The organism is Pseudomonas sp. 910_21, from assembly GCF_052850735.1.
This window is the reverse complement of record NZ_VXCY01000008.1, coordinates 118,719-132,911: the sequence shown is the minus strand read 5'-3', so window position 1 is coordinate 132,911 and position 14,193 is coordinate 118,719. Positions and strand designations below refer to the sequence as shown.

Here is a 14,193-nt window from a genome sequence, read left to right as displayed (position 1 = left end):
TGTACCCTTGAAGACAGTTATTTGCGTAAAAACGCAACAAAACCCGCTTTGAGGTAAAAAAATGCTCCTTCGATTTGGCACTGCCAACCACCTTTCTATACGCGATTATCAAGAACTGTCCCTTACCGCGACGTCCTTGAAAGATCCTCAGGAGGGGCTGCTGCGAGTGACGCCCGATGTTGAGAAGGGGATTTCGGCTGTACCAGTGGTTGCTCTCTACGGAGCAAATGCCGCCGGTAAATCTACGATTCTGAGAGCATTAGACTTCTATGTAGCAGCCATTAGAAACTCTCAAACTGGTGCCACCGCTCGACGCGGAACGCCTTATGATCCTTTCTTACTAGATGACGACTCAAGAAATGAGCCATCTCGATATGATGCGGACTTCGTAATCGACGGTATACGCTATCATTATGGCTTTGAGCTTGATGGGGAAATTATCAATCGTGAATGGTTGTTCTCATTCCCTCCAGAAACACAAAGGCAAACCCGAAGTGTATTATTCCATCGGCAGGCTACCGAAGAAGAACCATTTTATTTTGGAAAAAACCTAAAAGGTGATAATAAAAGAATCGCCAAGATCACTAGGGAAAATAGCCTATTCTTATCTGCCGCTGCACAGAGTGCTCACCCACAACTATCAGAAATCTATGATTACTTTGATGTAGGCTTCTTGCGTCGGTTCGACAATATCGCTGATGAAAACAGCATGAACAAACAACTATCAGCATATTTCAGCCAAGATGATGAGCAGCGCAAGCGGGCTCTGAGCTTCCTAAAAGCAGCAGACATTGGAATTTCAGATATCCACTTCAAGAAAAAACCTATTGGTGAAAAAACAAAATTACTGATTCAAGAGTTCGAACACCTTTTCAGCAAGCACACAGACATAAACGGCTTAGATTTTGAAGGTTCGCTTTCAACCGTCGAAACTGAAATAGCGCACGCCGGCTCAAACTTCAAATCATACCCAATAAAGCTTCAGGACGAGAGTTCCGGCACAAAAGCACTCCTTCAGCTATTGGGACCAGTATTTACGAGACTGCAAATAGGTGGAATACTAGTTGTTGATGAACTAAACATAGCATTACACCCACTAGTATCACACGAACTAATCCGACTATTCTCTAATCCAGACACAAACCCAGGGGGGGCTCAGCTCATCTTCACGACTCACGATACGAGCATGCTGACCGCAGGCCTACTACGTCGGGATCAAATATGGTTTGTTGAAAAGGACAGAGTCGGTTGCACTTATCTTTATGCACTAAGCTCTATAAAAATTCGCCCTAGCGACAACTTTGAGAAAGGATATATTGAGGGTCGTTTTGGTGCGATCCCGATGTTCGGACTTGGGGAAAACGACTACCAGAAAATAGGACGTCGATTAGAAGAGGCCGAGGACTGAAAACATGGCCAGAAACATACCGGCAGCGCCTTCTCTAAAGCGAAGCGTACAGACAATTGACCCCAAAGTTGAAATATACATAGTCTGCGAAGGAAAAAATACTGAACCAACATACTTCGAAAGCTGCGCCAATTACTATGGTAATGGACTAGTCAAAGTAAAACCGCTACCGGGAGCAGGTGTACCACTAACAATTGTCCAGACCGCCAAAGACCTTAAGGAAAAACTGACTGATAGCCGAAACAAACAAAAAATTAAAAATAGTTTTGACTCATGTTTTAGAGTATGGGCTGTTTTTGATAGAGATGAGCACCCTGAAGTTGAGCGTGCATTAGCAATTGCAGCGGAAAGCAAAATAGATGTTGGCTTTTCAAATCCTTGTTTCGAAATATGGCCGCTTCTCCATCTTATCGAATATGGTAGCCAAGATGGCAGGCATGCGGTGCAAAAAAGACTCTCATCAGAAATGCCTAACTATGACCATGAGCGCGCTGCAATTATTGACTTCGATCTAATAAAAGAGAACTTTGGCACCGCACTAATCCGAGCCAATAAACTCCAAGCAGCAAGAGAGGCTGAAAACTGCATACACGGATGCCCATCTACGAACATTGGAAAACTTGTTGAAAAAATAGTACAAAACGGTAAAAAAGGGACTAAAAAACTCTAGATCTAGCAATAAAACTAAAAACAAAAACCCCTTTATTATTTAAGATATGAAAACCAATACAACCTAATAAATAATAGCCTTTAACTCTGTACTCAGAGCTAATGCCGTGGCTGCGTCAACCTTACAAGATATGGCTTCGCTCGGTATCGGACCTGCTTCATGCACATGCCTCGCGATTTGAGAAGCCATCTGTTCAATCAGACCCAACGTGTTACGTAACACCTGCAGCACATTGACCCACTCCAACCCGTGCCAGGTCTTCGGCGCCTGCAGGCGCTGACTGATCTCGCTCACGCTCTTGCGTAGGCCCTGGATCTGCTCCTGCAGGTCGTCCACGGCCGCCAGGCTCGCGGCCCCGCCGGAAAGCAGCTTGAGCGCCCCAATGGCCTCGATCTTCTTGACCTCTCCCACTGACTCGGTCGAATGGTCGTCCACCGTCCTGGTGTGATTCTGGGAGCGCTCGGCGTTATCCAGGGCCTCTACTTCGCGCTCGATCGCCTTGTCCTGAATCTTTCCGTCTGTCTGGCCCAACCAGTTGCCGTCGGCATCGACGCGGTGCTGGCAGGCCTCGCTGTGATGCCACACCTGATCGTCTTTCGGCACCCGGGGCAGGTTCAGGCCGTGCGGCAGGATCTGTTGGATAAACGGCCTGTGCGGCGTCCCATAGGCGAAGCACACAACCACCGTAGTGTTTTCCTCAGGGAAGCCGAACGCGGCGTGATTATTGAGATGGGTGAAAGTGAAAACAGGGGCCGAAGCCCCTGCCTATTACCGTTATGGTTGCAACAAGATGCGTACTAAACGAATTGACCAGTACGCGGCTTGCAATGCACGGATCAACTCTTCGGGGATGTAGCGATAAATAACTTTCATCGTTTAAACGCTCCGCTAAGTGAATGAAAAAGCTCCCACTAATGGAACTTGCCTCCCACCACCTAGCTGGCTCTTACGTCTGCGAGCTTCCAACTAGAACAACTTGCGTAAGCACTTACGCATATTGCACACGTTTCGCTCGGTTGACTGAGGGCTTGCTAGACCATACCCTTCGAATTGCGAGTACAAAGAGAAATGGCTGAAGCGGTGGTTGAGAGCATCTTCTGGTTTTTTTTGAGCCGGAGCAACCCCAGGTTTCAGCACGTGAAAGCCCAGCCCTAGCTGGGCTTTTTTCGTTTTCGAGGCTCTATAGTGGAAGGCTGGGCCGGACCACCCCCGAAAACAAAGGGCTTTGCTCAGGTCACTGCGCTAAAACCTGAAGCACTATAGTGTTTGCTAGTGTTTACATATCTAAACAACACACCAAAGAACTTTCCGACAAACGGTATGCGCCACTAGGACATAATGTCCTAAACAGGGCCTTATCAACTACCAATCCACTAAGCAAAAAAAACGATCGCAATTTTTAGCCGCTAAAAAACATTCGAAATTTTATGAAAAAACGTCATTCAAAAAAGCACTCCAAATAAACAGTCTCTAATAGGAACATTATTTGAGTTGTACGAAACGACGATAAAATTTCATCACTTTTTTTGGCATGCATAAACTGACGCTGAAAATTACAGCGTAATTGGTTTGAGCTTGATAGCTAGCGCTCCAGCTTTCGCTGCGTCGGACGTGAAGGCAGCGGCATTGCTAGGGAGTGGCGTTTGGCCGTGAGTGTGGCCAGCCAGCTGAACATTCATCTTCTGGACCAGGTCCAGCAGATCGCACATCACCTGCAGCACGTTGACCGACTCCGACCCGAGCCAGGTCTTGGGCGCCTGCTGACGCTGACTGATCCCGCTCACGCTCTTGCGCAGCCCCTGGATCTGCTCCTGCAGGTCGCCGCCCACTGTGGCGTTGAGCTTCTGCCCCACCACCAGGTTTAAGTCGCGGCCGGTGGCCTGGTGCAGGTCGTCTACGGCCGCCAGGCTGGCGGACCCGCCTGAAAGCAGCTTGAGCGCGCCCATGGCCTCAATCTTCTTGACCCCTCCCACTGACTCGGTCGAATGGTCGTCCACCGTCCTGGTGTGATTCTGGAAGCGCTCGGCGTTGTCCAGGGCTTCCACCTCGCGCTCGATCGCCTTGTCCTGGATCTTTCCATCGGTCTGGCGCAGCCAGTTGCCGTCGGCATCGACCCGCTGCTGGCAGGCCTCGCTGTGCTGCCACACCTGATCACCTTTCGGCACCCGGGGCAGGCTCAGGCCGTGGGGCAGGATCTGCTGGATAAAGGGCTTGTGGGGCAGTCCATAGGCGAAGCACACCACCACCGTGGTGTTTTCCTCGGGGAAGCCGAACATGCCGGCCTCTTGGCCGCCCATGGGCGCCGGCAGCGGCAGGCCGGCCAGGATTGGCAGATCCGGATCGGGTTCACCGTCGGGCAGCAGTACCTGGACGTCCACGCCATAGCGCGGCCGGAAGTCGTCGCACAACCCGGGCGCCGCCGGCGCATCCGGTACCGCGACCACACGGCCGAAGCGTGGCAGGTGGTAACCACCGGTGAGTTCGGGGAATTGCCGCTCTACACTGCGGCGGATTGCGTCTTCCATTTGATGGCCATCTGATTGCCGGCAAGCGTCACGCTGGTGACCCGCTCGCCCTGGTTGAAGGTGGCGCCCGGGCGCAGTCCTGGAAGAACCGCGATCATGGCGCTCTGATTGCCCTGGTAGTGGCCACCGCGATCATCGGCGCGGCGGTCATTGGCTACCAGGTGCATAAAACCCCTGAATCACGGACCCGGCTCGAAAGCTTGAGCCAGATGGCCAGCACCTTGGGAGAACTGAGTGACGCAGACGCTGCTGTAGTCGCCCAACTGCTCGCCCACCCCACCGATGGGGGCAAGTCAGGCCATGCCTAACAACACCGCAACAACGCCCGAACGGTCCTTTCCCTGGAATATTGACTACACCAGCGTTTGCGACCAGTGCGGCAAGTGGCGCGCCCAGGGCAATCATAAAAAATGCAGTCGGCGACGCCAGTTGCTGAATGCCCATCTACGCCAACACAAGCCCAAGCCATAGGCCGCGTCCACCAGAAGATGCGCACTTAGATACTTGGCCCGGAAACGGGCCTTTTTGTTTTCGATCATCAGACTGTCGATACACCAGTACAGCGTTAGGGGTTTACATGAGCGGGGTCGAAGCTCGCGGAAATTCCGTGAGAATCTATTTTCAGTACAACGGGGAAAAGTGCAGGGAATCAATCCCAGGAGGCAACAAACCAGCAACCATTGCCCAGGCAAAGCGCCTGATCGACATCATCGAATACGAGATCCAGACCGGCACCTTTGATTACGCAAGGCACTTCCCCAATTCGTCCAAGCTGGTCGAAAACACTTTCGGCCACTACCTAGATCTGTGGTTAAAGATCAAAGCCAACAGCGTGGCAGCATCGAGCTATCGAGGCTACGCAAACAAGGCGGAGGTTCACGTACGGCCACGCTGGGGGAAGGTGCAGATCAACGCGATTGATCACCTGGACCTGCAGGAGTGGATCCAGGGCACCCTGTCGAAGACACTCAAGAACAAGACCATCCGCGACATCATCAGCAACGTGCGACAGGTGTTCAGGCTGTACCGCACCAGGATGAAAGTTGCGCACGACCCCACCGAGGGTCTGATGGTTCGCCTGCCAGATCCCGAGGCACCCGACCCATTCACCAGAGCAGAGATCAAACAGATCCTCGAAACCCCGACCAGCCGCTCACAAGAGCTGCTGATGGTTCAGTTCATGATTTGGGCTGGTCCTCGAGTATCCGAAACCATCGCCCTGGCCTGGGAGGACGTAGACCTGGAGCAAGGCACCGTGACCTTCCGCAGATCAAAGGTCCGCGGAGCCTACCGAGTGACGAAAACCCGCCGATCGACACGCAAGGTGCGCCTGCTCGCCCCCGCATGGGATGCACTGCGCAAGATCGATGCACTCAATAGAAAGAAGAAGGCGGAAACAGTCGAAGTCGTTGAACGGGACAACAAGACGGTCAGGAAACACAAACTGCACTTTGTATTCCTGAACACCAAAAGCGGCCAGCCCCACGCCAATGACTTTGTGGTACGAGACAGGTTCTTCAAGGCACATTTGTTAGCGGCCGGGGTTCGCTATCGCGGCCCCGGCCAGTGCCGGCACACCTACGCCAGTCAGCTACTGACAACCGGCGTGGCCTCGATCGACTGGATAGCCGAACAGATGGGACATACCAACGGGAACATGATCCGTCAGCACTATGGAACGTGGATCAATGAAGACGGACCAGATGTGGTCGGAATGCTGCAGTTAGCCCTGAAGCTTTAAACTAAGCTCCCTTAGCCCAGCGTACCACTCCAGGAGAATTTAGTATCCAGGATCAAACAAAAAGGCCCCCGCACCTGACTTCGGTGTGAGGGCCGATTTGACGTAGGACACGTTATTCATATTCAGCGTTCAGTCTGCTAAACAACTCAGACCCTGGCTATCCACACAAAATAGATTAAGGGTTAATCGTGCCTGCGGCGGAGCCTGACTGGTTAGGAGATATTGATGCCTCTGTAGGACCAGCTTGAGGCGTGGGAACTGCTGCCAATGTCGCATGCGAAGCACCTTGGGAGTTTGCTGGTGCTGCCAGCATCTTTTCCGTTTCTTCTTGCGGTGGATGCATCTCGAACGCTTCTACGTTTTGATTATCTTTGCAGCGAGTAGTCATCGACTTTTGCTCACCCCATCGATCCACCAGCATAACAATGCTCTCGAAAATTTTAGCGTTCTGCGTCTTTTGGGAGGCCTGAATCACGAGGTACGCGCGCTTCTCCAAATTCACCAAGATCCCAACGAAGCACTCCTTCATCAATCGCTCGTCAAAGTCTCCATTCAAAACCCCTACAGAAATGAACTCGTAGTAGTTCAAAACATAGCTGAGATCGCGAGCAGCCTGCATGTATTCTTCAGGGAATTTAGCATTCTGGAATTTCTTGGCACTTGGATCAAGCATGAACTCGCTAAAAATCGGATTGACGGTCTTCTTCCGAGGAAACATCTTCATTACAAAATCATTTTTCGTGACGAAGAGTTCACTATTACGCTGATTCATTATGGTGTTGACGGTATGGGCCTTACGTGCAGCTGCAGAGCTAACCGTAGCTTGCACCCACCACCCCGCCCCGAGTAAAGCTGAAGAAACAAACAAAGCCAAAGAGGTCTGATAATCCTTATCCGCTTGGAGCCACAGTACTAGATAGGTAGCCACTGCAATACCGAACAGCGAATAGGCGATGTATTTTATACCTTTACGGGTCTCTTCATACCTTTCGTAAATTTTTGCATATAGCTTGTTAATTAACAGTGCAGAAATTGAGGAAAATATGACGAACCCAAGCCATTCGTCAATATTCTGCGTTTTCAATTTTTCCAGAATTACATCAAACTTTCTCAAGAATAGCAAAATGCTAATAATGACCGTCGTAGCCAAGAAAACACCATGACGGCATCCATGCTTTTGTTTTTTGTCCAACTTCTATTCCCTTATTCAAAGCGTAAAAAAGGCCTCTAAAGAGAGGCCTTCTCACGGACGTTAAATCTTATTCGTCGCAACCAATCAATACTAGCATCATGCTTCCCTCCATTAAGGTGGCCCTGACTATTGCACGCTCCTTCAGGGGTAAGCCTAATTTAGCTGAAGCGCAACCTCATGCCAAGGGGTATGACTTGATCAGAAGACTGAGTTGGTAGTTCCGACCCGGCCCTAAAAATATGGTCAAGGTCCACTCTTGAACCAAGGTAGTCACACACTGGGCAAGTCGTCCGTAGCCCGATGAATTGCCAACCCACAGATTCAGTGACTGGCGCCACCTTACGCACCAACCTAGCGCACCAGTCCCATGATAGTCCCATGGGGCTATTTTTCAGACGCCAAAAACCACAAACCCCCGACTTTCTCTAGGAAAATCAGGGGTTTGTGTTTTCAGAATGTGGCGGTGAAGGAGAGATTCGAACTCTCGATACAGTTTCCTGTATACACACTTTCCAGGCGTGCTCCTTAAGCCACTCGGACACTTCACCGTATCTCTTCAAACCGATTCAGTCTGTCGAGGCGCGCTAATGTAGTCGATAGCTTTTCAGATGGCAAACTTTTTTTTCAGAATTTTCATGCGCTTAAGGCCGATCCCTCCTTAAAGGGGTTCGCCCCCCCATCGACGACAAGGCAAACCGGCCATTCTCCAGCCTTGCCCACAGCTATATAGAAGAAACCACCCGTTACCCGCAGCGCCATACAGGCCGATGTCGGGCCACAAGCCTGACTCACCAGTCAGTCATGGCGCTTTACCAGATCTGTCGTGGTGGGTAACTTCTGCTGCACTTCAATACAAGGAATTGCGTCATGAGTGAGTTGATTTCCTACCATCTCGAAGACGGTATCGCGACCCTGACCTTGAGCAATGGCAAGGTCAATGCCATCTCCCCGGACGTGATTGCCGCTTTCAATGCCGCGCTGGATCAAGCAACGGCCGATCGCGCAGTGGTGATCATCACCGGTCAGCCGGGGATTCTTTCCGGCGGTTACGACCTCAAGGTGATGACCGCCGGCCCTAAAGAAGCGGTGGCGCTGGTGACCCTGGGTTCGACCCTGGCTCGCCGCCTGCTGTCCCACCCCTTCCCGGTGATCGTGGCCTGCCCCGGTCACGCTGTGGCCAAGGGCGCCTTCCTGTTGCTGTCGGCGGACTACCGTATCGGGGTCGACGGGCCGTTCAGTATCGGCCTCAATGAAGTACAGATCGGCATGACCATGCACCACGCAGGCATCGAACTGGCCCGTGACCGTCTGCGGCGCTCGGCCTTCCATCGCTCGGTGATCAATGGCGAGATGTTCGATCCTCAGAGCGCTGTGGATGCCGGCTTCCTCGACAAAGTGGTGAGCGCCGAGGAACTGCAAGGCGCGGCCCTGGCTGCCGCCCGGCAACTGAAGAAGATCAACATGCTGGCCCACAAGAACACCAAGCTGAAAGTGCGCAAGGCTTTGCTGGAGACGTTGGACAACGCCATCATCCAGGATCAGGAACACCTGAGCTAAAACACCCGCTGCCTCTGAACCAGCCCGACCTTCGTGTCGGGCTTTTTGCATTCGGCTGAACAACCAGCACCAACCGCTCTAGACCGCTGCTGGCCATCACAATCGGAAACATGCCCTTAAACATCGCCCATCTCCCGGCTGAGAACGGTAATTGCCGAAAACAGTGCACATCCGTACACTGCGCCACCTTTTGTCCCCGGTGGGCCGTTTAGATGCTGTATCTGTTTCGTATGTCGTTGATGGGCCTGCACTTTATCCTGGCCGGCAGCCTGGGCCTGCTGTTGGGGCTGTGCCGCCCGTTCAACCCGGACAACAGCCGCCTGTGCGCCCGCTTCTACGCCTGGCCGGCAATGTGCATTCTGCGCCTGCGGGTCAAAGCCGAAGTCGGGCCACTGATGGACAAACCCGAGAGCTGCGTGATCATCGCCAACCACCAATCCAACTACGACCTGTTCGTGTTCGGCAACGTGGTACCACGGCGCACCGTGTGCATCGGTAAGAAAAGCCTGAAATGGGTGCCTCTGTTCGGTCAGCTGTTCTGGTTGGCGGGCAACGTCCTGATCGATCGCGGCAACCCGCACAAGGCCCGACGCTCGATGCTCACCACCACCCACACCCTGCAGCACAAGGACACCTCGATCTGGGTCTTCCCGGAGGGCACACGCAACTTCGGCGAAGAACTGCTGCCCTTCAAGAAAGGCGCCTTCCAGATGGCCATCGCCGCCGGCGTGCCGATCGTGCCGGTGTGCGTCAGCAGTTACATCAAGCACATGCGCCTGAACCGCTGGAACAGTGGCAAGATCCTTATCCGTTCGCTGCCGGCTATCCCTACGGCAGGGTTGACCATGGAGGACATGCCAATGCTGATTGCCCAGTGCCGCGAGCAGATGCGCGAGTGCATCGCCAATATGGATCGCCAACTGCAAGCGGCCTGAAGCTGCCGCCCCATCAGTGACGCCGCCAAGCCCGCCTCGCGCGGGCTTTTATTTGTCGCCGAACTCAAGCTCCGCCAGTGACTCTGATGCTGCATTGCAGGCTAAGCTGCTGATCTGTCATCGCCACCATTGATAAGAAGAAGTGAACCGCAACCATGGGTAGAGTTGTTGCTGCCGCCGTATATAGCGGCGGGAAGAAAGTCGCTGATATCAGCCTCGACGAAGGGGCTGCCTGGGCCGCGAAACCCGGCCACTTCGTCTGGATCGGCCTGGAAGAACCCAATGCCCACGAGCTGGCCAATCTGCAACGCCAGTTCAACCTGCACGAACTGGCCATTGAGGACGCCCTGGAGAAACACAGTCGGCCCAAGCTGGAAACCTTCGGCGACGCGCTGTTCATCGTCACCTACTCACCGGTACGAACCGACGGCAAGCTGGAGTTCATCGAGACCCACATCTTTGCCGGCAACGGCTACATCATCACCGCCCGCAACGGCCACTCGGCGTCCTACGGCTATGTCCGCCAGCGCTGTGAGGCGCGCCCGCTGCTGCTGGAGCACGGCGAAGACTTCGTCCTCTATGCCTTGCTGGATTTCGTCACCGAGAACTACCAGCCGGTCAGCGAGGCCATCCACGGGGAAATCGACGAGCTGGAACGCAACGTGCTGTGCAATTCACTGAACGAGCGGGATATCCAGAACCTTCACGGCCTGCGCCGCGACGTGCTGCGCCTGCGCCGGTATGTGGCGCCCATGGTGGAGATCAGCGAGGAGCTGCAGAAACTCAGCTTTCCGTTCATCGACAAGAACATGCGCCCGTACTTCCGTGATGTGCAGATTCATGTCACTCGGCAAATGGAAGACCTGTCGACCCTGCGCGACATCGCCAGCCAGACCATCGAGATCGGCGTACTGCTGGAGGCTTCTCGGCAAAGCATCGTGCAACGCAAGTTCGCCGCCTGGGCAGCGATCCTGGCGTTTCCAACAGCGGTAGCAGGGATCTACGGGATGAACTTCCAGAACATGCCGGAGCTGAGCTGGCACTACGGCTACTTCGGGGTATTGGGCTTCATCAGTGTGGGCTGTGTCGGTCTCTGGGCCAGCTTCAAGCGTTCAGGCTGGCTCTGAAGAGACAATGGCCCTGCCCTCGCGGCAGGGCCACAGTCGCACTCAGGCGGCTTCCGGCTTGTGAGCGACAAAGCGCATCATCCACTCCGCAACGGTGGTGCCGTGATGATCATGCTCAAGGCTGGCCAGACCTTTCTGGTAGACCTGCTCACCGAGAAACTCCTGGCGCAGATCCAGCAGGGCCCGGGAATAATCGTGAATGAACTCAGGATGCCCCTGGAAGCACAGCACCTGGTCGTTGATGTGGTAGGCCGCGAACGGGCAGAAATCGCTGGAGGCGATCACCGTGGCATTTTCCGGTAACGCGGTGACCTGGTCCTGGTGGCTGATCAACAGGGTCAGTTCCTCCACCACCGGGCTCATCCACGGCGCCTTGGCCGCCAGCTTGTAGTTGTGGGTTCCCACACCCCAGCCCTGACTCGCCCGCTCGCTCTTGCCCCCCAGGAGCAACGCCAGCAACTGATGACCAAAGCAGATGCCCAACAGCTTGTCGCCGCGCTCGTAGCGACCCAGCAGGTAGGTCCTGAGGGTTTCAATCCAGGGATCGGTACCGAAGGAATCGGCCTTGCTGCCCGTCACCAGATAGGCATCGAACTCCAGCTCATCGCCGGGATACTCGCCCTGGACCACGTTGTAGACACTGAATTGGGCGGCGATGGGCTGCTGGGAAAACAGACGCTGGAACATCTGCCCGTAACCCTGATATTGATCGACCAGTTCGGGACGCAGGATATCGGTTTCAAGAATGCAGATGCGTAGCGACATAAAAAATTCCTGACAAGGCGATGGCAATAATGAACACCCCAGAGCCTGCCTTGAAATACCACGGCAAGGCAAGTCCCGGGGATGTCATTTACTGCCCGCTTATGTCAGAACAACTGGCCCTGGCGCGCCTTTTCCAGGAGCAGCGTCGGCGGGGTGAAACGCTCGCCGTACTGCTCCGCCAGGTATTGCGCGCGAGCGACAAAATCCTGCACCCCGTACTGATTGATGAACTGCAGGGCGCCACCGCTCCAGGCCGCAAAACCGATACCGAAGATCGAGCCGATATTGGCGTCAGCGGTGGACTGCAAGACGCCCTCCTCCACACAGCGCACGGTTTCGATGGCCTGGATGAACAGCAGGCGGTCGCGCACATCCTGGGGCGAGATCTGCCCGTCGGCCTTGTAGAAGCGCGTGCGCAATTGCGGCCACAGGTGCTTCTGACCGCCGGCCGGGTAGTCGTAGAAACCGCCACCGGCAGCCTTGCCCGCTCGCTTGTATTCGTTGAGCAGCAAATCGATCACGGCAAATGCCGGATGCTCGATGGCAGGCCGGCCTTCGGCCTGCAAATCCTTGGCGGTCTGCAGGCGAATATGGCTCATCAGGCTAAGGGAAACCTCATCGGAAATTGCCAGCGGCCCGATGGGCATCCCGGCCTTGCGCGCCTCGGCTTCGATCATCGGCGCCGCAATGCCTTCGCCCAGCATGGCGATACCTTCGTTGGTGAACGTGCCGAACACCCGGGAGGTGAAGAAGCCACGACTGTCATTGACCACGATCGGGGTCTTCTTGATCTGCAGGACGAAGTCGAAACCTCGAGCCAGGGTTTCGTCACTGGTCTTCGCCCCTTTGATGATTTCCACCAGGGGCATTTTCTCCACCGGGCTGAAGAAATGCAGGCCGATGAACTTGTCCGGATTGGGTACTGCGGTGGCCAGTCCGGTAATGGGCAAGGTGGAGGTATTGGAAGCAATCACGGCGTCCGCGCCGACCACCTGCTGGGCATCCCTGGACACCTTGGCCTTGAGTTCTCGATCCTCGAACACGGCTTCGATGATCAGGTCGCAGCCGGCCAGGTCGGCCTCTTCGGCCGTGGTGAGAATCCGGGCCAAGGTCGCCTCCCGCTGCTCGTTGCTCAGTTGTCCGCGAGCGACTTTTTTCTCCAGTAGCGCTGCCGAGTGGGCCTTGCCCTTCTCCGCCGCTTCGCGACTGATGTCCTTGAGCACCACCTCGATGCCCGCCACGGCACTGACGTAGGCAATCCCCGCGCCCATCATCCCGGCACCGAGCACCCCGAGTTTTTTCGTGGTCTGCGGCGCTATGCCTTGAGGACGTGAACCGCCGGCATTGATCTCGTTGAGCTGGAACCAGAAGGTACCGATCATGTTCTTCGCCACCTGGCCGGTGGTCAGCTCGGTGAAGTAGCGTGTCTCGATCAGTTGTGCGGTGTCGAAGTCCACCTGGGCGCCTTCGACGGCGGCGCAGAGGATCTTCTCCGGTGCCGGGAAGCAGCCCTGGGTCTTGTTCCGCAGGATCGACGGGGCAATGGCCAGCATTTGCGCCACTTTTGGGTTCGCCGGCGTGCCTCCGGGAATCTGATGGCCGCGCACATCCCAAGGTTGCCTGGCCGCCGGATTGGCCTGAATCCAGGCCCGGGCCTTGGCCAGCAGGTCGTCGCGGTCTGTCGCCAGTTCGTCGATCAGGCCGGCCTGCAGCGCCTGCTGCGGACGCACTTTCTTGCCCTCCAGCAGATAAGGCAAGGCCTTCTCCAGCCCCAGCATGCGCACCATGCGCACCACACCACCGCCACCGGGCAGCAGGCCCAGGGTCACTTCCGGCAGACCGATCTGCACCGAGTTGTCGTCCAGTGCAATTCGGCGATGGCAGGCCAGACAGATCTCCCAGCCACCGCCCAGGGCGGCACCGTTGATCGCGGCGACCACAGGCTTGCCCAGGGTTTCCAGGGCACGCAACTGGCCTTTGAGGGTCAGCACCATGTCGTAAAAGTCCTTGGCCTGCGCCTTGCCGACCTTGATCAGCTCATTGAGGTCACCACCGGCAAAGAAGGTCTTTTTCGCCGAGGTAATGATCACCCCGGCAATGGCATCCTGCTCGGCCTGCAGGCGGGCCACGGCAGCGGCCATGGCATCGCGGTACACCGCGTTCATGGTGTTGGCGCTCTGGCCCGGCATATCGATGGTCAGGACAACGATCTGGTCCTGGCCCTTTTCGTAACGGATGGCATCGGTCATGAAGGAAATTCCTTGAAGTCGGGG

General features: G+C 55.0%; 11 protein-coding genes, 1 tRNA gene and 1 pseudogene. 7 read left to right on the top strand and 6 right to left on the bottom strand.

What is annotated here, in order from left to right; genetic code table 11:
• Positions 1–61 precede the first annotated feature (61 nt).
• The gene (locus FW796_RS24085; RefSeq protein WP_446440171.1) at positions 62–1,408 is read left to right on the top strand and encodes an AAA family ATPase; all 1,347 of its coding nucleotides are present in this window, start codon (positions 62–64) and stop codon (positions 1,406–1,408) included.
• 4 nt (positions 1,409–1,412) lie between these two features.
• Positions 1,413–2,078, top strand: coding sequence for an RloB family protein (locus tag FW796_RS24080; RefSeq protein WP_446440170.1), 666 nt, complete (start codon positions 1,413–1,415; stop codon positions 2,076–2,078).
• A 63-nt stretch (positions 2,079–2,141) separates the two neighbouring features.
• Here FW796_RS24080 and FW796_RS24075 read toward each other — a convergent pair.
• A pseudogene (locus FW796_RS24075) lies at positions 2,142–2,789 on the bottom strand (hypothetical protein); the annotation flags it as partial.
• 842 nt (positions 2,790–3,631) lie between these two features.
• Complete coding sequence (locus FW796_RS24070; protein ID WP_446440169.1) at positions 3,632–4,603, bottom strand: hypothetical protein; 972 nt, start codon at positions 4,601–4,603, stop codon at positions 3,632–3,634.
• A gap of 50 nt (positions 4,604–4,653) precedes the next feature.
• Here FW796_RS24070 and FW796_RS24065 point away from each other — a divergent pair, with 50 nt between their 5' ends.
• Both FW796_RS24065 and FW796_RS24060 read left to right on the top strand, forming a co-directional pair.
• On the top strand, positions 4,654–4,911 hold the full coding sequence (locus tag FW796_RS24065) for a hypothetical protein (protein WP_446440216.1): 258 nt from the start codon (positions 4,654–4,656) through the stop codon (positions 4,909–4,911).
• 269 nt (positions 4,912–5,180) lie between these two features.
• Positions 5,181–6,344, top strand: a complete 1,164-nt coding sequence (locus FW796_RS24060) for an Arm DNA-binding domain-containing protein (protein WP_446440168.1) — start codon at positions 5,181–5,183, stop codon at positions 6,342–6,344.
• Between the two features lie 175 nt (positions 6,345–6,519).
• Here FW796_RS24060 and FW796_RS24055 read toward each other — a convergent pair whose 3' ends face one another.
• Positions 6,520–7,536 (bottom strand): DUF4760 domain-containing protein, encoded by a 1,017-nt coding sequence (locus FW796_RS24055; RefSeq protein WP_446440167.1) that lies wholly within the window; start codon positions 7,534–7,536, stop codon positions 6,520–6,522.
• 458 nt (positions 7,537–7,994) lie between these two features.
• A tRNA-Ser gene (locus FW796_RS24050) sits at positions 7,995–8,084 on the bottom strand.
• 319 nt (positions 8,085–8,403) lie between these two features.
• Here FW796_RS24050 and FW796_RS24045 point away from each other — a divergent pair.
• The 3 genes from FW796_RS24045 to FW796_RS24035 all read left to right on the top strand — a co-directional run bounded on the left by FW796_RS24045 (position 8,404) and on the right by FW796_RS24035 (position 11,155).
• Positions 8,404–9,093 carry a crotonase/enoyl-CoA hydratase family protein gene (locus tag FW796_RS24045; RefSeq protein ID WP_123725772.1) on the top strand — a complete coding sequence of 230 codons (690 nt, stop codon included), beginning with the start codon at positions 8,404–8,406 and terminating at the stop codon, positions 9,091–9,093.
• A gap of 212 nt (positions 9,094–9,305) precedes the next feature.
• On the top strand, positions 9,306–10,028 hold the full coding sequence (locus tag FW796_RS24040) for a lysophospholipid acyltransferase family protein (protein WP_346631864.1): 723 nt from the start codon (positions 9,306–9,308) through the stop codon (positions 10,026–10,028).
• Between the two features lie 155 nt (positions 10,029–10,183).
• A complete protein-coding gene (locus tag FW796_RS24035) occupies positions 10,184–11,155 on the top strand; it encodes a magnesium and cobalt transport protein CorA (RefSeq protein WP_346631865.1) in 972 nt (323 codons plus the stop codon).
• 42 nt (positions 11,156–11,197) lie between these two features.
• On the opposite strand, the gene FW796_RS24030 is transcribed toward FW796_RS24035, so the two are convergent.
• Both FW796_RS24030 and FW796_RS24025 read right to left on the bottom strand, forming a co-directional pair.
• On the bottom strand, positions 11,198–11,920 hold the full coding sequence (locus FW796_RS24030) for an amidotransferase (RefSeq protein WP_123725770.1): 723 nt from the start codon (positions 11,918–11,920) through the stop codon (positions 11,198–11,200).
• 104 nt (positions 11,921–12,024) lie between these two features.
• Complete coding sequence (locus tag FW796_RS24025; RefSeq protein WP_446440166.1) at positions 12,025–14,169, bottom strand: 3-hydroxyacyl-CoA dehydrogenase NAD-binding domain-containing protein; 2,145 nt, start codon at positions 14,167–14,169, stop codon at positions 12,025–12,027.
• Positions 14,170–14,193: the final 24 nt, after the last annotated feature.

Bases quoted from the DNA above. Each gene is read 5' to 3' on its own strand.
- FW796_RS24035 (WP_346631865.1), top strand. From the start codon at position 10,184: ATGGGTAGAGTTGTTGCTGCCGCCGTATATAGCGGCGGGAAGAAAGTC.
- FW796_RS24045 (WP_123725772.1), top strand. From the start codon at position 8,404: ATGAGTGAGTTGATTTCCTACCATCTCGAAGACGGTATCGCGACCCTG.
- FW796_RS24025 (WP_446440166.1), bottom strand. From the start codon at position 14,169: ATGACCGATGCCATCCGTTACGAAAAGGGCCAGGACCAGATCGTTGTC.
- FW796_RS24060 (WP_446440168.1), top strand. From the start codon at position 5,181: ATGAGCGGGGTCGAAGCTCGCGGAAATTCCGTGAGAATCTATTTTCAG.
- FW796_RS24030 (WP_123725770.1), bottom strand. From the start codon at position 11,920: ATGTCGCTACGCATCTGCATTCTTGAAACCGATATCCTGCGTCCCGAA.
- FW796_RS24070 (WP_446440169.1), bottom strand. From the start codon at position 4,603: ATGGAAGACGCAATCCGCCGCAGTGTAGAGCGGCAATTCCCCGAACTC.
- FW796_RS24040 (WP_346631864.1), top strand. From the start codon at position 9,306: ATGCTGTATCTGTTTCGTATGTCGTTGATGGGCCTGCACTTTATCCTG.
- FW796_RS24080 (WP_446440170.1), top strand. From the start codon at position 1,413: ATGGCCAGAAACATACCGGCAGCGCCTTCTCTAAAGCGAAGCGTACAG.
- FW796_RS24085 (WP_446440171.1), top strand. From the start codon at position 62: ATGCTCCTTCGATTTGGCACTGCCAACCACCTTTCTATACGCGATTAT.